Below are 25,299 nucleotides of genomic sequence, written 5' to 3'. Positions count from 1 at the left end.
GGAAGGACCGGCATGAGCACCCCGTACGACCAGGAGATCGAGGACCTGCTGGCCCTCTACCAGCGCCAGCGCGAGGCGGCCGCCGAGACCCGGCGGCAGATCAACGAGGTGACCGGTGTCGGCCTCGCGCCCCGGCAGAGCGTCAAGGCCACGGTGACCGCCCAGGGCGAGGTCACCGCGATCGAGTTCCCCACCGGGGCCTGGCGCCGGATGGCCCCGAAGGAGCTCTCCGAGGCTCTGCTCGCCGCCCTCTCCCAGGCCAGGGCCAAGGCCCTGGAGCAGGTGGCCGAGCTGACCGAACTGAACCTGCCGTCCGGGGTCGGCGTCGCCGACCTGATCCAGGGCCGGGTGGACCCCACCGCACTGCTGCCCGAGCAGCCGGGCATGCCCGACCAGGTGCGTGAGTACATCGAGAACGGCCGGTCGGAGGGCCTGCGCCGCCCGGGCTGAGCCGGCGTCGACCCGACCCGTCCCGGCGGCGGGTCGATCGGAGGACCACAGGAGAGGAATGGGGACGGCTATGGACAACGGACGATTCTCGGTCGACACCGACGGGCTGCACCGGCAGCTGCCGTACGTGCGGCAGCTGGCGGAGCACATCCGCTCGGTGGGCAGCAACCTGGAGGCCCGCCTCTCCGCGCTGGGCGAGCCCTGGGGCGACGACGCCAGCGGCCAGGAGTTCTGGAACCAGTACGACAACCCGCACCACGAGCTGCTGGAGGGCATCAGCGGCGTCGGCCAGGTGCTGGACAGCACCGCGGACGGTATCCAGACCATGGCGCTGCGCTTCACCCAGCTGGAGGAGGAGAACATCGCCGCCGCCCGCCAGCTGCACACCCCCGACCAGCCGGATGTCCCGACCGGTGGATCGAGGACGGAGCACGAGCACCTGTGAGTATCGACCTGCCCCCCGAGCTGGGCTGGGTGGCCCGTCTGGCCGTCGGCCAGGCATGGCCCAAGGGCGACGAGGACAAGATGATCGCGCTGGGCGCGGCATGGAACGACGCCGCCCGGCAGCTGGTGAACCTCAGCGCGACCATCGACCCCGCCACCAGCGGCGTGCTCAACAGCATCGGGGGGCAGGTGGCGGACCAGTTCCACGACTTCACCACGCAGCTCCAGTCCAGCCTGCCCGACATGGCCGACGCGGCCGGCCAGATGGGCGAGCTCGGCCACAACACCGGCGTGCAGCTGGAGTACTCCAAGTACATGATTCTGGCCCAACTGGTCTGGCTGGCATACGAGTTGGTTCAGCTCGCGTTCTGGGCCCCGGAGGCGGTGCCGGCCGCGATCACCGCGGCCCGGCTGATCGTGCAGATGATCCTGAAACGGCTGCTCCAGTCCGTGGTCATGGGCGTCGGCTTCATGGTCGGCATGGACGTGGCCATCCAGACCATCCAGTTCCTCAAGGGGGACCGCACCAAGTGGGACGCCTCGCTCACCCTCTCGGCGGTGGAGAGCGGCGCCATCTCCGGCGGCATCGGCGGCATCCTGCACGGCGTGGGCGGTGCTTTCGCGCCGAAGTTCACCGGCTCGCTCATCGGCAAGGGCACCATCGGCGCGGTCACCGGCGTGGTCAGCACGGCCACCATGGACGGGATCTTCGGCGGCGAGGGCGACTGGGGCGCGACGCTCAGCTCCAGCATCATCGGCGCGATGGGCGGGGGCGGTGGCCGCCGCCGTTTCGGCGGGGGCGAGGAGCACGAGCACATCGACGGGGACATCAAGCTCCCGTCCATGCCCGACCTGAACCTGGACCTCACCTCGGACCTGAAGTCGGGCCTGCCAGGGGAGGAGGGCTTCGGCGAGAAGGGACTGCCCGGCCTGGAGCACGAGACCGGGCCGGAGGTCACAGGGCAGCACAGCGCCGAGCAGCACGGCACGGCGACGAACGGCACGGCGACGAACGGCACGGCGACGAACGGCACGGCGACGAAGGGGGCCGGTCGCGGCTTGGGACAGACCGCTCCGACCACTGTGGGGACCGGCAACGGGCAGGTCCACCTGGTTACCGAGGGCAGTGGCAGTGGCAGCGGCAGGGGCACTGAAGAGGAAACGGCGTCGGAGCATGCTCCGGGCCGCCCGGTCGAGGGCTCCACCGGCACTGTGCGGTCGGTGACCAGCGGCGAGCAGGGCACCGTCACGGTCGGGCAGCCCGGCCGGACGACGGTCGACCTGCCGACCAGCACGGTGCGCACGGGCGAGGAAGGCCTGGGACAGCAGGGCGTCGGTCAGCGGGTCACCACCGAGAGCGGCACCGGTGTCCGGCAGGAGGCCGGCGGCGCTGAGCAGACCGAGAACGCGGGTGCGCCGCGCGTCAGCACCGAGGCCGGCGCGGGCGTGCGGGAGCCGGTCAACGAGACGCCGGTCAACGAGACGCCGGTCAACGAGACGCCGGTCAACAGGGCGCCGGTCAACGAGACGCCGGTCAACAGGGCGCCGGTCAACGAGGCACCGCTGCCCAGCACTTCGGGGCGGGGCATCGCCACGGGCACGACTTCCACCGGTGCGGGCGAGCAGCGTCCGGCCCCCGCCGAGTCCACGGCCCCCACGCCCACGCGGACGGGAAACGGAAGCGTCACCCAGCAGCCAGGTGCGGCGCAGGCGTCTCCCCAGGGCGTCTCGCCCCGCGCGCCGCGCCCCGTCACCACCTCGACGGACACCCCCGCCACAGGTGTGCACACGGAGACCCCCGCCCGCCCTGTGCCCACCACCGAGTCGGGGGAAGCGGGGGCCGTGGGCGGCCGTCCTGACACCCCGTCGGGCAGCGGGAGGACGACGGACGGACAGCAGGGCGCTGCCGCGGCGGCTGCGCATGCGGGTCAGGGGGAGGGCCAGGTCCCGCGTCCGCTGGATCCGCCGCGCGGTCCCGGCGAGGTGCCCCCGCCGCGGTTGGATCGGTCGCCGCGGTTTGTGGTGCGGTCGGGGTTCTCGGTGCGTCGGTTCGAGGTGGGTGGGCAGCGGTTCGTTGATCTGTCGGTGCGGGTGGCGTTGCGTGGTGGGGGTGGTTCGTTGGACGGGGATGCGACGTGGTCGCGGGTGGGGCACGGGGTGCGGGAGTTCTTCAATGATCCTGGGCATGTGTTGCCTGGTGGTGAGCGGTTGCATGTGACGGTGGAGCGGGTGGGGCCGGGGGATGCGCCGGATCTGACGGTGGATCTGGTGGCGCGTGGTGCGGGGATGGATCAGCACTCGTGGGAGGTGGGGGCGGAGCCTGAGGCGTATGCGCATGAGATCGCGCATCAGTTGGGTCTGCGGGACGAGTATCGGGATGTGTCGGGTCCGCAGCGTGCGCATGTGCCGGGGAGTCTGTTGGGTGATTTCCGTCAGCCTGCGGTCGGGGGGTTGGCGCAGTCGGGGTTGCGTGGTCGTCATCTCGCGTTGCTGGGTGCGTTGGTGGGTGGTGACGACGCTCCGGGGGGTGCGGTCGGCGCGGGTTCGGTGGGTGTGGGTGGGGTTTCTCCGCGGGGGCCGCAGCCGGGGCGGGGCGGCGAGGTCGACGGTGACGGGGAGTCGACGGATGTCACGCAGCAGGCGGAGGGGAGCCAGGCCGGCGCCGCCCCGCAGCCGCGTCCATTGAGTGCGCAGGACGATCCGGCGTGGCAGCAGGCCCGTGAGCAGGCCGCGGTGGTCCAGCGTCAGCACACCTGGGTCGACCCCGTCTCCGACCCCACCCGCATCCCCCTCCCACCCAGCGAGCCGCACACTCCCGTGCAGGAGCACAGCCCCGAGCCCTTGGCCTCGCTTCCGCGCGCCGAGGAGCCGCCCCCGGTGGTGCCGGAGGTGGAGCCCGCGGAGGTGCCGTCGCACACGCCTGCTCAGGAGCAGGTGGTGCCATCGGTCTCCCGTGTCGATGATCAGGCGACTGTGGTGCCGTCGCACGCCCCTGCCCGGGAGCAGGTGGTGGTTCCTGACCGTGGTGCGGAGTCGTCCGCGTCGGTCACCCGGGTGGACGACCCGGCCGCCGTCACGCCCGAGCCGTCCCGGACGACGCCGGCGGTGGAGCCGCCGTCCGGCAGGGGCTCGCATGTGGTGGACGGAACCACCCCGGTCCGGCAACCGCGTCAGGCCGACCCCTCGGCCACGCCGAGCCGCGAGGACGCCGCCGCCGCGCTGGCCGCGCCGCGCCCGCCACGCGGCGGGCGTCCTCAGGTGCCGGGCGACTCGATGGAGCTGACGCCGCCCCGGCCCGGCCGCACGAGGGTGGATACGGAGAGCTCCGGGAACGGCCGCTCGCTCTTCCGCTGGAAGCGCCCGGCCCGTACGGAGCAGACGGGGCAGTCCAGCCGCGCCGAGTCCAGCAGCGCGGCCACCCGCCGTCCCGCCGACCCGTCCGACACCCGCACGCCCACCACCCACGGCACGCCCACCACCCACGACCCCCGCACCCCCGCGCCTGTCCGTCGTGCCCCCGTCCGCCATGTGCCCGACCCCAACTGGGACGGCCACCGACTCCACGACCCGGCCTTCGCCCCGGCCAGGCGTCCCGCGCCGGACGCCGAGCGCCGGCCGCCCACGCGGATCGCGACCCATCAGCAGCTCGGCGCATCCGACCTGGTGGTCAGCCTGCACGGCCGGGACCGGGACATCGTCCGGCAGATCGAGAGGCACGTCGGCGCCACCTTCGGCGACGACGCGGCCGGCCGGACCATCGCGGACGCGTTCTTCGGCGGGTCGGCGCTCAAGCCCCGGCTCTCGGCTCTCTCCCGGGGCGACGCGTGGGAGGCACCGTTCAAGGCGGGGCCGTGGTCCGGCAAGCTCAAGATGCGCGTCCGCGTGGACGAGACGCTCTACCTGGCCGAGACGACGAAGCCGGTGGAGTTCGAGGGCGGCGCCGAGCAGCACATGACCGTGGGCCGCACTCGCGAGCGGCGCAACCGCTACCTCGCCAACCTCTCCGGCAAGTTCAAGTGGAAGAACGGCGACTTCACCCCCCAGGTCGGCTACGTCTACGACCGGCTCAACACCAAGCTGCGCGGTGACGGGGCCCGCACCATCGCCCGTGGCAAGACCACCGAGGAGGGCTCGCTCTTCGGCGCCAACTTCCGTCTGGAGCTGGACTTCTCGGACGTCACCCGGCTGGGCGAGCTGAAGCACCTGCCGGGGAACCACCGGGTGCCGGTGGACATCTCGGCGACCGTGGCCGTGCCGCGCCTGGAGACCGGGGACCGGCACGGTGCGGCGCCCGTCCCGGACCGGCTCTTCGCCCCGCCGGACCGGGTCGTGAACACGCAGCGGCTGGGCGGCTCGGACATCGTGTTGGACGTGTCGGCCAGGCAGACCCACCCGACGACCCATCAGGAGATCAAGGGCGTCGACGCGGTGCTGCACCAGCTGGACACCGAGGGGCGGCGGGTCTTCGGGAACGACTTCTGGCAGAACACGGTGCGCCCGGAGCTGAAGTCCCAGATCGACCTGGGCGGGCTGCACCAGGACCTCAAGGGGATGATGGCGGGCGACCGGCTGCGGATCGAGGTGCCGGCCAACTTCCTCGGCTGGACCAAGGCGGTGGTCGAGGTGGGCGCGCACGTCCAGACCATGGAGCACCGGCGCAACACCGGCACCACCGAGTTCAACGTCGGCACCGGCGTTTCCCGTTCGCAGCGCCGCCAGGTGCACCGGGGCCATCTGGGGCAGATCCCGGTGGTCGGCAACGTGATGAAGTACCTGCCGGGCATGTTCGGTTTCACCGGCTCCCAGCAGCGCGGCCGGGAGCGGGTGGAGATCGGCGGTTCCTCCCACGACGTCACGGTGACCACCAAGCTCAAGGCCCCCGGCGCGGTCTTCAGCGGGACCAGCGGACTCGACTTCCACTTCGTGCGGGTGGAGAACCTGCACGAGGACCGGGTCGGCGGCGCCACCGCCGAGGTGGACTTCACCGCGCTGGTCGAGCAGAGCGAGGCGCACGAGGTGCAGCCGGCGCCGCACGGCGGGCCCGATCCGACCCGCTTCACCGCCACCGGGGTCAGGACCCCGATGCCCCGGCTGACCCGGAACCCGGGCGACCCGGTCGCGCAGCCCCCGCACTCGGTCTGGGGCGGCCCGGACGCGCACCACCCGCCGGCCGTCCCCTACGGCCTGCGCGACACGGTGACCACCCGCGACCTGGCCGATGTCTCCGCCCTCCACGACCGGCTGGACACCATCGGCCGCCAGCACTTCCCCGACGTGTGGGAGGACGTCCGCGAGGAGGTCATCGACACCTTCGGCCACGCCATGGTCTCCGCCCACCTGCCCTCGATGACCCGTGGACTGCCCCTGGAGACAGGGAAGTTGGGGGAGACGCTGCTGCGGCACGGGCTGCACGTGTCGGCCACGGCGCGCATGGTCGAGATGGAGTACAAGCGGCTGGACACCAAGGCCGAGCTGAACGCGGTCGCCGAGACCGGCACGGCCGAGGCCGACCGCACCATCTTCTCCCGCACCTGGGCCGGTGGCGGGGTCGGCGGCGGCGAGGCGGTGCTGCACCAGGTCATGGCCAAGGACGGTTCGGGCCAGTCCGGTTCGGGTGAGACCGGCGCCGGCCAGGACGCCGGCGGAGGTCACACCGAGACGGCCCCGCAGATGGAGACCGCCGAGGCACTGGACATCCAGGGCAGCTACGCCCAGCAGCGCCGTACCCGGATCGGCTGGCGGTCCGGCCAGGCCGGCAAGGTCTACGCGAACGGCAAGTACGGCCAGCCGCAGGCCCTGTTCAACTCCCGGGTGGAGATCGACCTCCGGTTCAGCCGGCAGGGCGACCCGGTCCGGGAGCACACGGAGCCGCTGAACGCCGAGTTCAGCATGGACGCCCGGGATACCAACGCCGCCCAGGCGGACGCCCACGGAGAGGCGGTGTTCACCCGGCCGCAGCCCGCCGCGGCCGGGCCGGCGGCCCACCCCCCGGCGCCGCCCGCCCCGTTCCTGCCCCGCCCCGCCCCGGCGACCCCGCACGACCCCCCGCCCCGGATCGCCGACCGGGGCGCGATGGGCGCCTCCGACGTGCTGCACAGCCTCGGCCCGCAGGACACCCGGCTGCTCGACCAGGTCGAGCAGCAGTTGCGGACCCGGCTCGGAAACCCCCTGCCGGACGAGCTGCACCAGCAACTGCGGGAACAGCTCGACCCGTTCGCGCTGAAGGGCCAGCTCTCCCGGCTCACCCGCGGCGGCCGGATCGTCGTCAAGGTGGACGCCGGCGGCTGGTCGGGCAGCATCTCGGTGGGGGCCCGGATGGGCCGCATGACGCACACCGAGAACGTCGACAAGTTCGAGTTCGAGCTCGGCAGCCAGCAGCGCTCCACCGTGGGCATCGTGCGCGACCAGCGGGTCCGGCACATCGTCGGCATCCCGCTCAAGTTCAAGCTGCCGCACACCACCGTCAACCTCTCCTACAACCGGCTCTACGACTTCTCGGACAGTATGACCACCGAGGGTTCGGGCTCAACGGTCAGCCGGGGCAAGACGGTTGAGGAGGCCGGTCTCTTCACCGGCCCGGCCGACTTCAGCGTCGACGTCAATCTGAGCCATCACCTGCAACGCTTCGACCACCAGTTCCCGGTCACCCTGCCCGACACCGTGGTGGCCGTGCCGCTGCGCGACGCCCCCGACCCCGCCGCGGTCGCACCCGCCCCCGGCACCGCCGTGCCGGACCGGATCCGGCAGAGCCACCGGCTCGGCTCCTCCGACATCGTCACCGACGTGCACCTGCTCCAGCCCGCCCCCCACGCCCCGGCGCCCGGCGCCGCCCACGCCGGTGGCGGCGGCGCCGGCGCGGCGCCGCCCGTCCCGGTGGGTCGTAACCGCGAGGTCGTCGAGCGGTCGGTCGACCGGCTGAACACCACCGGCCGGGCCACCCTGGGCGGCGACTGGGCGGGCATGCGCCAGAAGATCGTCGACCTGATCCAGAGCGACGGGCTTGTGCCCGCTCTCAAGCCCGCCATGTCCGGCGGCGAGATCGTGCTGCGCCACGGGCGCAGCGAGATCCGGATCAGCTCCGACGTCAGCAGGCTGGAGGTGACCGGCAAGACCGGCACGACCGAGTTCAACACCGGCACCGGCACCCAGCGCACCTTCGCCGAGCACGACGACCACGGCGGCTCCGGCAGCCCGGGCAACGTGGTCAACGCCGGCATCCTGGGCACCTCCAACCCGTTCCCCGACGGCACCTCCGTCCTGGCCGGCGGCGCCGTGGTGCACTCCTGGGGCCACGACGAGCACCTGGCGTCCGTCGGCTCCGCCTCGACCGGTATGACCTCCAAGAGCAAGAACCCCGCGGTGAGCGCGCAGGGCGAGGCCCGGCTGGTCTTCACCATGACCCGCAGGCCGCTGATCCGGCTCGGGCACAGCGAGCGGATCGTGCCGGAGCCGGCCTCCGCCGACTTCCGGCGGCGGGTCACCGACCCTGCCGACCCCAACCGGGTCTACAACAAGCCAGCGGCTCACGGGAATCCGGCGGAGGTGCACGCGCCGGTCTTCAGCATCGAGGGCGGTCGCCCGCTGCCCCCGCGCTCGCTCGGCGGTGTGCCGCACGCCTTCGCCCAGAGCGTGCGCAGCGTCGTCTACGGCGACCGCAGCCACACCATCCGCACCCTGCGCCGCCTGGTCGCGCCCCGGCGCGCCCAGGCCTCCCTCGAAGTGGGCTTCCACGCCACCCTGCTGGAGTCCGAGGCCCGCCCGCTGCGGACCGGCGAGCCCCCCGCCTTCGTGGCCCGCCCCGCCGCGGCCGAGGCCGCACAGCGCAACGCCTTCGAACAGGCGGAGCGCACCCGGCTCCAGGGCCAGCCGGGCGGCAGCAACCCGCCCGGCCCGCCGGTGACGGTGCGGGTGCCCCCGGAGCGGGTGTGGACCGAGGGCCTGCGCGACGTGGACGTCACCCGCTGGATCGGCGACTCCTCCGGCATCGGCGACATCATCCGGATGCGCGGCCCGCGCTTCTTCGGCGGTGGCACCTGGCGGCGGCTGGGCGTGGTCGCCCAACAGGGCCTCGGCCACAGCGGGCTCTCCGCCGGCTTCAACGCCTCCACGCGCGGCGACGACATCACCACGCCCACCGCCGGGCGGCTGCGGCTGCTCACCAACCGGGCCCAGATCCGGGCCTCGGTACGGGTGTTGAACCTCGAGTACCAGTCCACCGACCGCAACGTCGAGCTGAGCCCGGCCGGCGAGGTCTCCGGCACCACCCGCCACACCGCGCTGAGCTGGCACAATTCCGGCGGCCAGCTGCAGATCGGCGCCGAGGGCAGCGCGGGCTCGGCCGAGGCCACCGGACTGCTGACCGGCGGCTACCAGCACCGCAAGCGCGCGGGTGCGCTGCTGGAGCAGGGCGGCCGCGTCATCGCCAGCGGCAAGTTCAACACGCCGATGGCCCGGTTCACCGGTTACGCCGAGGTCACCGTCACCTTCGTGGACGGCGGCCGCCAGGTGCAGGAGCGCGGTGTCGTCCCGGTCACCATCGACATCCCCGAGAACGAGACCGGCACGGCCCAGCGCGGCCCGGGCGACACCATGCTCTTCTCCGACGACCGGCGGGACGGCAGGGCGCCGGCGCCGGTGGTGCCGGTGGTTCCCCGGGGGCGGCCCGCCGACGTCACCGCCGACGTCAACGGGCGGAACGGCGGCGGTCCCTCCACGCGGACGCGGCCGCGTCCCCTGGCCTCCCCCGCATCCTCAGGAGGGCAGCGCAGCAGGAGACTTGAGACCTTCCTGGAGGAGGAGGACCCGGACGACGGGACCCTGTTCGGCAGCTCCTTCGGCAACGGCAGGGGCGGATCGCTCGGGACGCCCCGCCGCTACGACCGGTTCCTGCGCCCTTCCGACGCGGGGTCCTCCTCCGCCGCCGAGTCCTCCACGTCCCGCTCGGCCCGCACACAGACGCCGAGGACGACGCCCCGGGAAACGCCCACGACGGTGCCGAGGACAGGCGGGGGAGAGCAGCAGCGTCCGGTACGGGGCACGGGCCTCGGCACGGGCCTGGGTGCGAACGGCAGCCAGGACGGCACGACTCCCCGACTGACCCCTCGTCAGGCCGAGAAGGCGCCGATGCGCCCCACCGAGCCGCTGCCGCAGCTCCGGCCGCTGCCGGGCGAGCACCACACGCCGCCGCTGCCGCTGCACGCCGACGTCCTGGAGCCTCAGGGCGCGCTCCACCCGACCGTCCTCCCGACCACGGCCGGCTCCGCCGCCGACCTGCCGCCCGCTCCGGTCCGGGACGACACGACCCGGCCCCAGCCGTCCCTGACCGTGCGTCCGCCCGAAGCCGACATACCCCAGCGCCTCGCCGCCCCCACCCCGGCGCCGCTGCGGGAACCCGAGCGGGCCCAGATCCTCGCGCTGGGACTCGACTCGATCGAGGAGCCCGCGATCCGACCCCTGGGCTCGGTACTGGGCACCGTCGAGCCGCCGCGTCTCCCGGCGGTGCCGCACGACTCCGCGTCCGTGACGCCGACCCCTGGGCTCACCCCCGAGCAGCACCCGGTGGTCCGGACGGTCGAACCACAGCCTGTGGTGGCGCGGCCGGACAGTTCCGAGGCGTTGACCGTGCCGCGGCACCCCTCCGAGGAGGGCAACGCCCGGACCCGGCCGCCCCTCACCACCGAAGCGGACGCGGGCGCGCGTGAGCCGGTCCGCGAGGAGTCGCTGCCGAGTGACGCGGACCGCCGCGTCGTGACGCCCGCGGTGACGACCGAGGCGGTCGACGGCCAGCGGCCGTCGCCCGTCGAGTCCTCCTCCGTCCCTGACGCGACACCGCCCGCGCCGAGCGCCCCGACCGTCCTGCCGGAGGACCCCGCGCGTACGGGCGGCGCCCCGCAGCACGGCGCGGGGAACTCCGCGCAGGGCGTCTCGCCACGAGCGCCGCTCCCGGGGACGCAGGCCCCTACGCCGCATCCGGTGGGGGACAGGCAGCCCTCGCGGTTGGATCGGTCGCCGTCGCATGGCTCCGAGTTGGACGAATCGTCGTCGCCGGTCGACGCGCACGGCGAGGATGCCTCGCTGCTGCCGACCCGCCCGACGCCCGTGCTGGACCCGGCGACGCCGACCTTCTCCAGCGCTGCGCGTGCGCTGGACCCCGAGGGCAGCGGCAGTGGTTCGACCGATCACCACGAGGATCCGGCCTCCTCCTCGCCGACGCGTCCGACCGTCGAGAACACTCCCGAGCCGCCCGAGCCGAGCCGCCTGCCGGAGCACGTGGTCGATGCCGCGTCCAGCAGCGCGCCGCGACCTCCCACGCTCCCCGTGGACCGGCCGATCCGCCCCGCGCACGCCGACGCCCCCGAACCGTTCCAGCGGGAGGGCGACCCCACCGGCCGTCCGTTCAACCCGGCGCCGCCGCGCAACGCCCGGATCGGCGACTACTTCGGTCAGCGCCGCCAACTCCGCGACCCGTCGCTCGACCCGGCGCGCGACAGCGCCCTTGTCCGGGACACCCTCGTCCGGGTCGACACCACCGGCAGCGACGCCGACGAGCACCCGACCCGGCCCCAGCCACCCCAGCCGCCCCAGCCCCAGCGTCCGACGCACGCCCAGGCCGCCGATGCGCTCGGCGGTATGCAACCGCCCCGCGACCCGGGCAACCCCCGGCAGCCGGCCGACCGCATCGAGATGACCCGCCCAAGCGAGCAGCGCCGCCGGCCCACCGCGTCGCGTTCGCGTTTCACCGGCTGGTTCACCCGGAGCGCGCCGCGCCGACAGGGTGCCGACGACACGACTCCGCCGCCCGCCCCGCTCCGCCGCCCGGCTGACGACCCGACCGCCACCGATGCCCGGCCCATCAACGCCAGACCCATCACGACAAGGCCCACCGACCCCGCGCCCACCGACCTCACCGCGCCCCGTCGCCCCCGGCACGACGCACCGGCCCAGCCGCCCGCCCCGCCGGCCCGGCCACGCGACCCGAACTGGACCGGCCACCCGCTCTACGACCCCGCCTTCGCCGACCGCACCCCCGTGCCGCCCGGTGACCGGCGCCGGCCGCCCGCCCGGATGGCCGACAAGCAGCAGCTGGGCGCGTCCGACCTGGTGGTCAGCCTGCGCGGTCGGGACCGCCAGATCGTCCGCCGGATCGAGGCGGCGGTCGGCGACGCCCTGGGCGACCACGACGCGGGGCGGACCATCGCGGACGCGTTCTTCGGCGGCGGCGCACTCAAGCCCCGACTGTCCGCGCTCTCGCGCGGCGACGCCTGGGAAGCCCCGTTCAAGGCGGGCGGCTTCATCGGCACGCTCAAGATGCAGGTCCGGGTGGAGGATTCGCTCTATCTCTCGGACGCTCCCAAGCTGGAGTTCGAGGGCGGCGCCGAGCACCAGCTGGTGCTCGGCCGGATCAAGGAGCGGCGACACCGCTGGCTGGCCGGCCTCAGCACCAAGTTCAGCTGGGGCAAGGCGAACTACACCCCCCAGATCGGCTATGTGCACGACCGCCTGAAGCTGGGGCAGCGCAACGACGGCGCCCGCACCATCGCCCGTGGCAAGACCACCGAGGCCGCCTCCCTGTTCGGCACGCGGATGCACCTCACCCTGGACTTCTCCGACGTCACCCGCCTCGGGCAGCACCTGCCCATGGCGAACCGCCGCCCCGAGCTGGACATCGTGACCACGGTGGCGGTGCCGCACGGCGAGACCCGGGGGCCGGGGGCGAACGGGGCACTCCCGCCGACGGCCACGCACTTCCTGGTGCCGCAGCGGGTGGCGGACAGCCACCGCCTGGGCAGTTCCGACATCGTCCTGGACGTCTCGGCCACCCGCCGCGACGGCGCCGGTGCGATCACCAGCAAGGGCGTCGAGTCGGTGCTGCGCGATCTGGACGCCGAGGGCGTCCGGCTCTACGGCAACCGGCGCTGGCACTCCACGGTGCGCCCCGAGCTGGGGGCGGAGCTGGACCTCGGCGGTCTGCACCAGGACCTCAAGGGGATGATGTCGGGCCAGCCGCTGCGGATCGAGATCCCGGGCGGGTTCTTCAGCCGGACCAAGGCCGTGGTGGAGATCGGCGCGTCGGTGCAGAGCATGGAGCATGTCCGCAACACCGGCACCACCGAGTTCAACGTCGGTACCGGAGTGGTGCGTTCGGGCCACGAGCAGACGACGCGCGGCCACCTGGGCCAGGTGCCGATGCTGGTCAACGTCACCCGGTTCATTCCCGGCATGCTCGGCTTCAGCGGCTCCCAGCAGCGCGGCCGGGAGCGGATCGAGATCTCCGGCTCCGGCCAGGACGTCACCGTCACCACCAAGCTGAAGACTCCCGGCGCGGTGTTCACCGGCGAGAGCGCTCTGCGGGTGCGGCTCAGCCGGGTGCGCGGTACCACCGAGCTCGACCACGCGGTCGTCCCCAGTGCGGTGGACTTCACCACCCTGGTCGAGCAGCAGGAGGCCCGGCCTGCCCCGGCCGCCTCGCCGACCGCCGCCGGTGCGGTGAACCCCAACCGGTTCGTCGCCGCAGCGCCGCCACAGCCACGGCGGTTCACCCCGTTCAACGCGGGCGACACGGTGGCCCGGCCGCCGGACACGGTCTGGGGCCCGGACCCGGCCAACCCGCAGGCGGGCCACGGTCTGCCGGACACGGTGACCACGCGCGACCTGGGCAGCGTGGCGCGGCTGCGCCAGCAGATCGACGCCATCGGCCGGACCGAGTACGCGGACATCTGGGAGGACGTCAGGGAGGAGGTGCTCGACACCTTCGGCCACACCCTGGTCTCCGCCCACCTGACCTCGATGACGCGTGGACTCAGCCTGGAGACACCGGAGTTGAAGGCGGTGCTGGGGCGCCACGGGCTCCAGGTGTCGGCCACCGCCCGGGTCACCCGGATGGCCTTCAAGCGGGAGGACGCGGCCGCCGAGCTGAACGCGGTCGCCGAGACCGGCTCCTCCCAGGCGCATCGCACGATCTTCTCCCGCACTTGGGCGCTGGGCACCGTCGGCGGCGGCGAGGCCAACATGCAGCCGCACGTGGGGGGCGAGACCGGCCACCCCGCCGACCACGGCGGCACCAGCACCACCGGCGCCACCGACCCCGCGGGCCCCGCGAACGCCGGCGGTGCGGAAGCGGCCTCGGGCGGCGGCCACGAGGCGGCGCAGCCGCATCTGGCCGACCTCCAGGGCAGCTACTCCGCCCAGCACCGGAGCCGGGTCGGCTGGCGCTCCGGCTCGGCCGGCAAGGTCTACGCCAACGGCAAGTACCAGCAGCCGCAGGCGCTCTTCGACTCCGACGTCACCGTCGACGTCCGGTTCACCCGCAACGACGTGGTGCGGGCGCCGCTGTCGGTGCCGCTGGAGGCGGAGTTCAGCATGGACTCCCGCGACACCCTCCAGCACGTGGTGACCGCGCCGGGCACCGCCGAGTTCCGCCCCCCGGCAGCCCCGGCAGCCCCGGCAGCCCCGGCAGCCCCGGCAGCCCCGGCCCCGGGACCGGCCGCCGCCGGGCACGCCGTCCCGGTCACGGCCCCGGCTCCAGCCCCCGCGCGGGTCCCGTTCAAGACCCGTCCCGCGCTCGCGCAGCCGCTCCAACCACCGCGCCGGTTCACCGACCGGGGCGCGATGGGCGCCTCCGACGTGCTGCACAGCCTCGGCCCCCAGGACACCCGGCTGTTCGACCAGGTCGAGCAGCAGCTGCGGACCGGTCTCGGCGTCACCCGGCTCCCCGACGACCTGCGCCAGCAACTGCGGCAGAAGCTCGACCCGTTCGCGCTCAAGGGTCAGCTCTCGCGGATCACGCGCGGCGGCCGGATCGAGATCGAGGTGGACACCGCCGGGTGGAAGGGCACCGTCGTGGTCGGCGCGCGACTGGGCGCGATGAACCACACCGAGAGCGTCAAGAGCTTCGAGTTCGAGCTCGGCAGTCAGCAGCGCTCCACCGCTGGCATCGTCCGCGACACCCGGGTGCGCCACACCCTGGGCCTGCCGTTCAAGTTCAAGCTCCCGCACGCCACCCTCAACGCCGCCTACAACCGGCTCTACGACTTCTCGCAGAGCATGACCACCGACGGGTCCGGCGCAACGGTCAGCCGTGGCAAGACCGTTGAGCCCGCCGCCCTGTTCACCGGCCCGGTCCACTTCGACGTGGACTTCAACCTGCGCAACGGCGACCGCGCCTTCGCCCCCGGCGCCGCAGGTCCGGTGACCCTGAACCATGCGGTGGTGGCCGTGCCCGAGCGCGACGGCCGCGTCCCCGGCGCGGTGGACCCGGCACCCCGGACGGCGGTGCCCGACCGCATCACGCAGAGCTTCCGACTCGGCTCCTCCGACATCGTCACCGACGTCTTCCCGGTCCACGAGGACCCGGCCGACCTGGCCGCCCGGCAGGCCAGGCAGCCGGCCCCGGCTCCGGCCGCTGCTCAGGGCCACGCCCCCGCCCACGCCCCCAACCCGCCCGCCCCGCCCGCTCCCACCCGGGGCCGCGCCGGCATCGACGAGACCCTGCGCCGCATCGACGACCAGGGCCGGTCGGTCCTCGGCGGCGACTGGGAGGGCATGCGCGAGAAGATCGCCGACTACATCGCCGACGACGGGCTGGTCCCCTCGCTCAAGCCCGCCATGTCCGGCGGCGACATCGTGCTGCGCCACGGCCGCAGCGAAGTCCGGATCAGCGCCTCGGTCAGCACGCTGCGGGTCATCGGCGACACCGGCACCACCGAGTTCAACACCGGCACGGCCGGGCAGCGCAGTTTCGCCGAGCATGACGACCACGGCGGCGCCGGCAGCCCCGGCAACGTCGTCAACGTCAACGCCCTGGGTACCACCAACCCGCTGCCGGACGGCGCCGCCCTCGTCGGCGGTGGCGGCGTCAGCCGGGGCTGGGGCGACGACCGGCACCAGACCACCATCGGCTCCGCCTCCAGCGGCATGACCTCCAAGAGCAAGCAGGACGCCGTCAACGCCGAAGGCCGCGCCCGGCTGGTCCTCACCATGACCAGGCGGCCGCTGCTCAGCGGCCACAACAGCGAGCGCGTCGTGCTGGAGCCGATGTCGGAGCGGTTCAAGGCGCAGGTGCGGGCCAACACCGCGGCCGCCCCGCCGCCGCCGAACGGCCGGCGCGCCCCCGTCCTCACCGACCGGACCGCCTTCAGCTACGAGAACCGGCCCGCGGGCACGCCCGCCCCCGGCGTCGGCGACGTCTTCAAGCGCCAGGTGCGCAGCCTCGTCCACGGCGACCGCAGCAGCACCGTCCGGTCCATCCGGCGCGCCTTCGCCCCCCGGCGCGGCGCGGCCTCCGTGGACTTCGGGTTCACCGCCACCCTCCAGAAGTCCGAGGCCCACGACCTGCAGCGGCACGAGCCGCCGGCCTTCCAGGCCCGGCCCGACGCCGCGCAGCAGGCCCGCATCGACCAGTTCCGCCAGCGCCAGGAGCGGGACAGGCTGCTCGGCGGCGGGCCCGCCCCGGCGCCGGTCCCGGTCCGGGTGCCACCCGCGCGGGTGTGGACCGAGGGCTTGCGCGACGTCGATGTCACCCGCTGGATCGCGGACTCCTCCGGCATCTCCGACATCATCCGGGCGCGCGGCCCCCAGTTCTTCGGCAAGGGCACCTGGCGCCGGCTCGGCGACGTGGCACAGCAGAGCCTCGGCCACAGCGGGCTCTCGGCCGGCCTCGGCCCGGCCACCCGGGGCGACGGCATCACCACCCCCGTCGCCGGCCACCGGCTCTTCGTGAACAAGGCCCAGATCCGGGCCTCGGTCGAGTTGTTGAACCTGGAGTACCAGGCCAGCGACGGCAAGGTCGAACTCAGCCCGGCCGGCGAGGTCTCCGGCGTCTCGCGGCACACCCACCTGACGTGGACCACCACCGGCGTCCAGGGCAGCCTCGGCGCCCAGGCCACCGCCGACTCGGCGGAGGCCCAGGTCCTGGTCAACGGCGGCTACCAGTATCGCCGGCGCGGCGGCACGCTGCTGGAGGAGGGGGGCAGGGTCGTCGCCAGCGGCAAGTTCAACACACCGATGGCCCGCTTCACCGGCTACGCCCGGGTCACCGTCACCTTCGTGGACGGCGACCGCCAGGTCCAGGAGCACGGCGTCATCCCGGTCACCGTGGACATCCCGGAGAGCGAGACCGGCGCAGCCGTCCGCGGCGACGGCGGCACGTACGTGTTCAGCAAGGCCGCCCCGGGCGGCGAGCAGGTGGGCGGCGAGGACTCCGACGACGGCAGCGAGCGCGGCTTCCACGGCGGCCGGTCGGACGACGGACGCAGCCCCTACCGGTACGGCCCGCCCGGGTCCGTACCGCGCCCCGCGCTCAGCTTCGACGCCTCCTTCCAGAGCGGCAGCCGGCAGATCGAGGACGTGCAGGGCGGCACGGTCCAGGGCGCGGCGGCGCGGATCGCCTCGCTCAGCCTGGAGCGGCACGACGCCGGTGCCCCGCTGCCCCGGATCACCGTCTCCAGCCGCGCCGTCGTCCTGGAGGGCGGCCTGCCGCACTTCGGCCGCTCCCTCGTGCTCGGCGACCGCCAGGGCCGCACCCTCGCCAGAGCGGTCCGCGAGGCACTGGCCCTGGAGCTGGCCGACCGTCAAGAGGGAAGCACCACAACCTCGTTGAACCCGGATGCCATTCCCATCGAAGTCACCCTGAACGAGGAGCACGACGGCGCCGAAGGCAGCACCGAGGGCGCCTCCATCCGCGTCTACCTCCCCCTGCCCCCGGACCCCACCGCCTGACCCCGCGCCCTGCCGGCGTTGCGTGGAGCAGCGACGGGCGCCCGCTCCGCGGTCGCCTCGCCGCCGGCCACTGCGTCAGTCGGTCGGCAGCCCAGCCGAGTTGGCGGCGCCCGGCCGTGGCCTGGCCTCCGTCAACGACCTCGCCAACGGAGTTCAGCTACGGTACGACAAGATGTTCACCCACTCGGGAGGGCCGAAAGGGAGTATGCGGGATGCTGGGGCACAGCGGGCTTGGGGATCGGCAGGGCGAATCCACGCTTCGGCCGGACTGGCGCAAGCCCTCCTGGAAGCGCCACGACTCCCACCTGCGGATCGGGGCCTTCGCCGCCACCGTCGTCCTGGTGGCCGGTCTGCTGATCGCGGGCTCCCGGTCCGACGCGGGGCCCGCCCCGGCTTCCGTGCCCGATCCGCGGCTGATCAGCTCGGCCCTCACCGATCGCGATCCGAAGGCCACCGCGAACGCCCAGGCCGTCTACGGGACCCTCGTCGGCCTTGAGAACGCCGCCCGCGGCGGCACCCCTCGGGGCACCATCCTGGGCCAGCACGAGGAACTGCACAACGAGCGGCTCAACCCCGAGTACGGCGACCGCCCGGGGCTCAAGCAGCCGGGCTACTACTACCAGCGGACCGCCGACCTCACCGGTCGCCTCGCCGGGTTCGTCGAAGCCGACCTGGGCCCCGGTTACGGCCAGTCGGGATGGGGGGCCGGAGACCCGCGCAGCTACTCCAGCGGAAAGTGGCCGACGTGCCGACCCGGCTGGCAGTACACCGATGACGTGGTGGACCTGCTGGAGGGGGTCTGGGACGGTCTGCCGCGGCCGGCCGACGGGAGCTACTACACGGGCGGCACCCAGCAGAACTGCGACGGCTCGACCACCACGCTGCCCGAGAACGGCGGCGCCCCGGCGGGAGTCGTCGGGCTCTCCTTCCACGAGCCCTACCCCGGCAGCGCGGTGAAGTCCTTCGACGAGGTGCAGTGCAGCCAGTCCCCGGCCGCGCACGACCCTGGCTGGTTCGACCGGGTCATCGACTGGCACGACAACACTCCCGAGTACCAGGCGCTGCTCGGCGATCTCTCCTACCTGGCCGACCACCTGTCCTATCTGTCCGACCACGGCGTACCGGTGCTGTTCAGGCCGTATCACGAGATGAACGCACCGAGTTGCGCCACCGGCTTCTGGTGGGCGGACCAATCGCCGGAGAAGTTCAAGGCGCTGTGGCGAATCATGTACAACTACCTCGTCAACACCCGGGGCCTGCACAATCTGATCTTCGTCTGGTCGCCGGCGGCCTGGAACGGGGTGACGGGCACCGATCCGGCCGCCTACTACCCCGGCGGCCAGTACGTGGACGTGGTCGGTGTCGACGACTACAGCAGTACTCCTGCGACGGTGGCCAAGCAGTCGGTCTGGACCGCCCAGTGGTACAAGGGCCTTGAGCCCTACCGGAAGCCGCGCATGCTCGCCGAGTCGTTCTACGTCCCGGTCAACCAGGCCCAGCGGGACACTCTGAGTCGAACGCCCTGGGTGATCTGGTCGGTCTGGGGCCAGGCGATCACCGCGGACAACGCGACCGAGCCGCGCGAGCGCAACACCCAGGGGGACCTGATGCTGAGTTTCCGCTCCCCACTGGCCATCACGGGCGGCGGCAGGGCGCAGGGTTCGACCTTCGACTGGCGTCGGCTCCACCAGAGTTAGCACAACCGGGGTAGCACACCAGGGGCCGCGTTTGAAATGATGCTTCTGGTCTAATCTGACCATCCAACATATCGACGACAGCTCCTTGAGGTGAGTGCGATCATCGGGGGAAACCGGAACGATTCCGGTATTGGGTCCAGCGGCGCTGCCGAGGTTCCCACGTTGTACCGGGTCGCGGCCTATGTCGCACTCGGCTGGGCAGGCATCCTGATGGTGCGCGCTCTGTGGAACTGCTTCGCCGATGTCGGCGTCGCCAACTTCCTTCTCGGCATCGTGTACTACGGCTCGACCGACAAGGCCGGCCAGGCGGAGACCTCCAGCCTCAGCTACGCGGTGTTCTACGGCATCGGCGCCTTCTTCATCCTGCGCGGCAGCCACTGGGCCCGTGGTCTGGTGTGCGGTGTCGCGCTGGTCGAGGGGTACAACCGGCTGCGCAGCCTGACCGGGGCTCTCTTCGATCACGCCCAGAAGGGCTGGTTCACCAGTAGCACCCGCGGCGAGCTCCTGCTGGCCACCTTCGCGCTCGGGTTGATCGTCAGCGTCGCTCTGGTGCTGATGCTGACCCGCCGGGTCGGTGTCCATGTGCCATGGCAACCTCCGGTCAGCGCCTGGACGGTCGCCGCTCAGCAGGCGATTGCCGGCCAGCAGGCCATGGCCGGCCCGCAGGCCGCCGCCGGAAACCCTTATGGGGCAGCACCGTTGCCGCAGCAGACCCATCCCTACGGTCTCGCCGCCACTCCCCATCCGTATCAGCACCAGGCGAACCCGTATCAGCAGCAGGCCACGCACCAGCAGCCGCAGCCGGCTGACCAGCCCTGGCCGTACGGCGCCGCGCCCGGCGAGTTCCCGCAGCCCCCCCAGCCGAAGCCAGGTCCCTCGGACCTGCCGCCGCAGCCGCAGCGCTGACCGACCGCCGGCGGCTACCGCAGCACAGGACCTCGAAGCGGTCTGGCCGGCAGCCGGACCGCTTCGAGCCGTTCAGAGGAAGGCAGAACCAACGGCATGTCCAGGAGTACCGACAAGCTGGCCCGCCGGATCTCCACCTGGCGACCCGGCCTGGTGCCGTTCGTCCTGCCGTTCCTCGCGTTGCTCTGCTTCGGGCTGTGGACGTACCGGCCGAACCACACCCCGCTCGGCTGGATCCTCACCGTCATATGGTCGGTTCCGGCGGTCGGCGTCCTGGTGGGCCTGCAAGGTGCGCTGCTGCTCCGCCGCCGCATCCGGCGCAGGCATGAGATGGCTCCCGCGGCCGAGGTGTCCGAGGACTTGCTGATCGTGCTGGTGCCGACCATCGGGCGGCACGACACCTACCCGGCGCTGGAGCGCTCGGTGCAGTCGTACGTCGCTCACCTGCCGGTGTACTTCTCGCAGCTCAGGGTGGACGTCCTCACCGAGGAAGGCTGCGAGGCCGGTGCGCGGATCGACGCCCTGGCCGTCACCGATCCCCGGATCAGGATCGTCACCGTGCCGAAGGCGTACGTCACCGCCAACGGCACCCGCTTCAAGGCCCGCGCCAACCACTACGCGCACGAGCTGCGGATCGCCGAGGACGAGGCCCGCGACGAGGTGTGGGTGCTGCACATGGACGACGACACCGGTGTCGGTCCCGACACCGCGGAGACGCTCGCCCAGTTCATCAACCGGCAGCGCCGGTCCCACCCGGACGAGGCCAAGCACATGGCCCAGGGGATTCTCACCTATCCGCGCGAACTGGCTGTCAACCGCTTCACCTGGCTCGCCGACGCGGTCCGCCCGGCCGACGACATAGCTCGCTTCCGGGCGCTCACCGGGACCGGGACCCCGATCGCCGGCGTGCACGGCGAGCTGCTCCTGCTCCGGGCGTCGATCGAGGCGACCATCGGCTGGGACTTCGGCCCGAAGGCGATCGTCGAGGACGCCCAACTGGCGCTCACCTTCTGCCGTCGTTACCCGGGACGCAGCGACTGGTTCAACGGCCGCTGCTACGGGGCCTCTCCGGCCGGTGTCCGGGACTTCGTCAAGCAGCGGGAACGCTGGTCCTGGGGTCTGGTGGCGCTCTGCTTCAACCGCAGTCTCCCGCTGCGCCACCGCTGGTTCCTGGCGCTGTGTGTGTCCACCTGGATCATCGGCCCGTTGCAGCACATCGCGATGGTGTTGGCCTTCGCCTGGCTGAGCGACAGCCTGAACACCTCTCCGGTGGCCCAGTCCGTCGTGCTGCTCTGGGCGTTGAACTTCGGCTACGTCATCTGGATGTACTGGGAAGGTCTCCGGCTGAACGGGCTGGTCTCCGCCGGTGGGCGGCGGCGCTGGTGGGAGCCGATGGCGGTGATCGCACTGATCCCGGTGTTCTCGATGCTGGAGGGCTTCGGCGGGTTCTGCGGCTTCCTGAAGTTCGTCCGCGGCGAGGAGAACAAGTTCGTGGTGATCGCCAAGCCCGTCTGACCCCGCGCCGCTCACCCGTCCGACCTCGACTCCCAGGAATGCCCGACGCCATGAACAGTTCCCGCCGCCCCTGGCTCGCCGTCGTCCCGCTCGGTGTGTTGTCCGTCGTCGTCGCCGCCCCGCTGGCCTTCGGCAGCCAGCCGCTGCACTGGGTGTCGGGCTCACCGATACCGCGGCTGGGAGGCGCCACCCCCACGGCCACTACCAGCCCGGTGCCGGAGTTCGCCGACCCGGTGCTCAATGCCGCGGACCCGGTGACCCCCACAGCGAGCAGCAGCGCCACCGCGGTGCCGACCGTGGCACATCCCTGGCAGCCCGGGATGCCGCAGTGGGGCGTCCAGGTGTACTGGGAGGACATGCCCTCCGACGGGGAGGCCGAGGTCCGCGGCAAGGCTCGTCGGATCGCCGACTACCTGGTCGGCCTCGGGGCCAACGCGGTGGCGTTGTCCTTTCCCGTCTACGTCGACGCCATCGACTCGAACAGCCTGCACACCGGGCCGAAGACCCCTGCCCCGGCCAGGCTGCAGATGGCGCTGGACACCTTCCACCAGGCCGGACTGCGGGTCACCCTTCGTCCGATCATCGATGAGCGAAGCCTGCTCCCGCAGTGGCGAGGCGCGCTCGCCCCGGCCGACAAGGGCGCCTGGTTCGCCTCGTACGACAGCCTCCTGACGCAGTACGCCGACGTTGCCAGGGCTTCCTCGGCGACCACCCTGGTGGTCGGTACCGAGCTGGTCTCCCTGGAGAGCGCTTCGGACTGGGCGCCGCTGATCGCGGACATGCGCAAGCACTTCCCCGGCGAACTGGTCTACGACACCAACTGGGACCACTACGTCGCCGACAACATCCCGGTGCCGGCGGACCAGATCCAGGTGGACGCCTACTTCCCGGTCGACGTGCCGGACACCGCGAGCGTCGGGCAGATCGTGGCCGGGTGGGACCAGTGGCTCGACCGCAAGCACACCGGTGACCTGTCCGACACCCTGCTCGCGGAGGCCGGGATCGGCGCGGAGAACGGCGCCTTCCAGAGCCCGGGCGACTTCTACCGCTTCGGCACGGTCAATCCCCAGGTGCAGGCGACCTGGTACACCGCCGTGTGCCAGGTCGCGCAGCAGCGGAAGCTGGGCGGCGTCTACTGGTGGTCGGTCAACTTCCACACCGACCCGTCGATCCCGCCGGCCGCGGACCACTCCCGGCTGGACTTCGCCGGACGCCCGCTGAGTGAGCAGGCCATCAGGTCCTGCTTCGCCGGGAGCTACCAGCTGCCGGGCGCCACCCAGCCGACCGCCGCGAGCGTCCCGGGAAGCGGCGGGACCACCGCCACCACGCCACGCAGGCACTGAGCGCGCGAGGCGCCGGCCGCCAGGGCCGGCCAGGGCTGGTGGGACTCAGCCCGCGGTCCTGGCCGGCAGCCGTACCTGCTGCTCCAGCCAGGGGGCGATCAGCGCCTGCCCGTCCGTGGTGAGCCGAGTGCCGTCGACGCCGGCGTAGAACGGACGCCCCTGCGGGGTGCCCTGGCGGCAGGCGTCCACCGGGCAGAGCTCGGCGTTGAGGTCGACCAGCTTGACCTTGCCCTGGTGGGTGTCGGCGAACTCCTTGATGCGCTGGTTGTAGCAGGCCGTACCGATCGGGTCGGCGGCGCTGTTGTCCAGGCGCTCGTTCAGCACGAAGACCGTGGCCTTCGGCACCACCGAATCGATCAGCCCGAGGGCGCTGTCCAGCCGCGCCAGGTACTGCTGGCGGTACTCGGGGGCGCAGGCGGTCTGCTGCTGGCCTGCGACCGTACGCGCCGCCGCGTCCCGCCCGAGGTGCAACAGGACGGCGTCCGGCTCGGTGGCGGTCAGGCTGTCCCGCCACTCCTGCTGCCAGCCGTCGCACCCGGCGTGCCCGTCCGCGGCGGACAGCACGCCGCAGCCGCTGAGTGCGGTGGCGACGCCGTTCGCACCGTTCAGTGTTCCCCCGGAGCGGTTGAGGGCGGTGGCGAAGTCACCGGCCAGCCCGTCCCCCAACCCGAGGACCAGCTCCGGCCCGTGCGGGCGCAACATCTGGGCGGCCCTGGCGGGCAGCCAGTACGCGCCGACGCCGATCACCAGGCATCCGGCCAGCAACAGGGGTATCGCTCGCACCGTGCGCCAAGGCTTGGCGGCGGCTCGCCCGGTCGGGTAGTACACGCAGATCGCGGTCAGCCAGCCGAACCCGATGCCCACGACCACCAGTCCGTACCAGGCGAAATGCGGCCAGCCATGGTGCAGCAGCCAGAACAGGAGCGGGCCGATGAGCAGCACGATGTAGCCGATCCGGCCGAACTCGACCAGCAACGGCCGGCTGAACGCGGAGCGGAGCGGCCCCCGGCCGACGGTCAGGACCAGGGCCAGAGCGGCCGCCGACAGCGCGGTGGCGGCGGTAACCAACAGTTCGGCGGTGGCCGCCGGCACCAGGTGCCGCGCCCACGACTCGGCGTCGGCACCCGACCGCAGGCCCACCGCCACCAGCCCGAAGAGCAGCACGGCCCCGGCCAGGCTCCAGCCCGCAGCCGCCAGGATCCCGCAGTCGGACTGGCGGCTCCCGCGGCGGCGCAGCACGATAGTCGCGCAGCTGGCGGCCAGCGCGCCGAGCAGCAGGTCGAGCAGGCGCTCGGCGCCGGCGAAGAACACGGCGTGGGCGGCGAGCCGCCGCCAGGTCGCGGAAGGCAGCACGAACGGCGTGGCAAGGAGCATCGCCGTCGCCAGCCCGAGGGCCAACGCCAGTGCCCGCAGCGACCGGCGCAGCAGAACCAGCACGATCGCCAGCAACAGCGGCCAGCACAGCGCGATCTGGCCCACGACGCTGAGCGGCCATAGGGCCCCGAAGGGCGCGGGCGCCCAGGAGCCGTCGTAGGCCGCCCGGGGCAGGCTCCCCTGGACGTGGAACTGCGCCCAATCGGCGCCCTGCAGGAGGACCGCCGGCACCAGGGTGCGGAACACCTTGGCGAGCGGGAGGCCACCCATCAGGCTCGCGGCGGCCAGTGCCGCGCCTAGGCCGATCAGCAGGACCAGCGCGTACTGCTTCACCAGGCGCTGCCAGCGCCGGCCCAGCGCCAGACGTCCGGTCATCAGCTGTTCGCGCAACACCGAGAACGTGACCAGGAAGCCGGTCGTGACGAGCAGCAGGTCGACCGCGGGGACCGACCGGCCGGCCGGCACCCCCCCGGCAACGGCCAACAGGCCCAGCACGGCCAGTCCTTGCAGGCCGATCACCGCTGGGGCCCGGTACGAGGCCGACGTCGAGTCAGGTGACCATGGTTTCACGGCCGTCGACGTCTGGGGTGTCTGAGGCGCGAGCCCGGTTGCCGGTGTCCCGGCGGGCGAACCGGCGGCGAGAGCGGCCCGCAGGGCCGGGACGCGGCTGGACCTGGGCTCGTCACCAGACCGGGCCTGAGGCAGCGTCCCCACCTGGTGTCCCTCGGAACCGGATTCGGGTGAACTTGGATCGGCCAGCCTGAACTCAGCCATCTATGGTCCCTGTCCGCCCCTGTTGTCCAGCACCAATTCCCCTGCGGCAGGCCCAGCTTCGTCCGCGGTAGGGGATGCCG

8 protein-coding genes are annotated in these 25,299 nt (G+C 72.8%); 7 read left to right on the top strand and 1 reads right to left on the bottom strand.

Annotated features, from left to right (window positions below; all coding sequences use genetic code 11):
- Positions 1–12: 12 nt before the first annotated feature.
- The 7 genes from P3T34_RS07095 to P3T34_RS07065 all read left to right on the top strand — a co-directional run bounded on the left by P3T34_RS07095 (position 13) and on the right by P3T34_RS07065 (position 23,071).
- Positions 13–450 (top strand): YbaB/EbfC family nucleoid-associated protein, encoded by a 438-nt coding sequence (locus tag P3T34_RS07095; RefSeq protein ID WP_280665130.1) that lies wholly within the window; start codon positions 13–15, stop codon positions 448–450.
- Between the two features lie 70 nt (positions 451–520).
- Positions 521–895, top strand: a complete 375-nt coding sequence (locus tag P3T34_RS07090; RefSeq protein ID WP_280665129.1) for a hypothetical protein — start codon at positions 521–523, stop codon at positions 893–895.
- A complete protein-coding gene (locus P3T34_RS07085) occupies positions 892–17,610 on the top strand; it encodes a hypothetical protein (protein WP_280665128.1) in 16,719 nt (5,572 codons plus the stop codon). Before P3T34_RS07090 ends, P3T34_RS07085 begins: the two co-directional genes overlap by 4 nt.
- A 212-nt stretch (positions 17,611–17,822) precedes the next feature.
- On the top strand, positions 17,823–19,307 hold the full coding sequence (locus P3T34_RS07080) for a glycosyl hydrolase (RefSeq protein ID WP_280665127.1): 1,485 nt from the start codon (positions 17,823–17,825) through the stop codon (positions 19,305–19,307).
- Between the two features lie 162 nt (positions 19,308–19,469).
- A complete protein-coding gene (locus P3T34_RS07075; protein WP_280665126.1) occupies positions 19,470–20,213 on the top strand; it encodes a hypothetical protein in 744 nt (247 codons plus the stop codon).
- A gap of 96 nt (positions 20,214–20,309) precedes the next feature.
- On the top strand, positions 20,310–21,728 hold the full coding sequence (locus P3T34_RS07070) for a glycosyltransferase family 2 protein (protein ID WP_280665125.1): 1,419 nt from the start codon (positions 20,310–20,312) through the stop codon (positions 21,726–21,728).
- Positions 21,729–21,778: 50 nt separating this feature from the next.
- The gene (locus P3T34_RS07065; protein WP_280665124.1) at positions 21,779–23,071 is read left to right on the top strand and encodes a hypothetical protein; all 1,293 of its coding nucleotides are present in this window, start codon (positions 21,779–21,781) and stop codon (positions 23,069–23,071) included.
- A 45-nt stretch (positions 23,072–23,116) separates the two neighbouring features.
- Here the strand turns inward: P3T34_RS07065 and P3T34_RS07060 are convergent, their stop codons facing one another.
- Positions 23,117–24,940, bottom strand: a complete 1,824-nt coding sequence (locus tag P3T34_RS07060; RefSeq protein ID WP_280665123.1) for a hypothetical protein — start codon at positions 24,938–24,940, stop codon at positions 23,117–23,119.
- Between the last annotated feature and the right edge of the window lie 359 nt (positions 24,941–25,299).

Origin of the sequence: Kitasatospora sp. MAP12-44, from assembly GCF_029892095.1 — a bacterium.
Lineage (GTDB): Bacteria > Actinomycetota > Actinomycetes > Streptomycetales > Streptomycetaceae > Kitasatospora.
The sequence above is the reverse complement of the archived record's forward strand: the minus strand, read 5'-3'. Positions and strand labels throughout refer to the sequence as shown.

What these genes read in the sequence shown, in the direction of transcription:
- P3T34_RS07095 (WP_280665130.1), top strand. Translation starts at nt 13, where the DNA reads ATGAGCACCCCGTACGACCAGGAGATCGAGGACCTGCTGGCCCTCTAC.
- P3T34_RS07090 (WP_280665129.1), top strand. Translation starts at nt 521, where the DNA reads ATGGACAACGGACGATTCTCGGTCGACACCGACGGGCTGCACCGGCAG.
- P3T34_RS07080 (WP_280665127.1), top strand. Translation starts at nt 17,823, where the DNA reads ATGCTGGGGCACAGCGGGCTTGGGGATCGGCAGGGCGAATCCACGCTT.
- P3T34_RS07070 (WP_280665125.1), top strand. Translation starts at nt 20,310, where the DNA reads ATGTCCAGGAGTACCGACAAGCTGGCCCGCCGGATCTCCACCTGGCGA.
- P3T34_RS07065 (WP_280665124.1), top strand. Translation starts at nt 21,779, where the DNA reads ATGAACAGTTCCCGCCGCCCCTGGCTCGCCGTCGTCCCGCTCGGTGTG.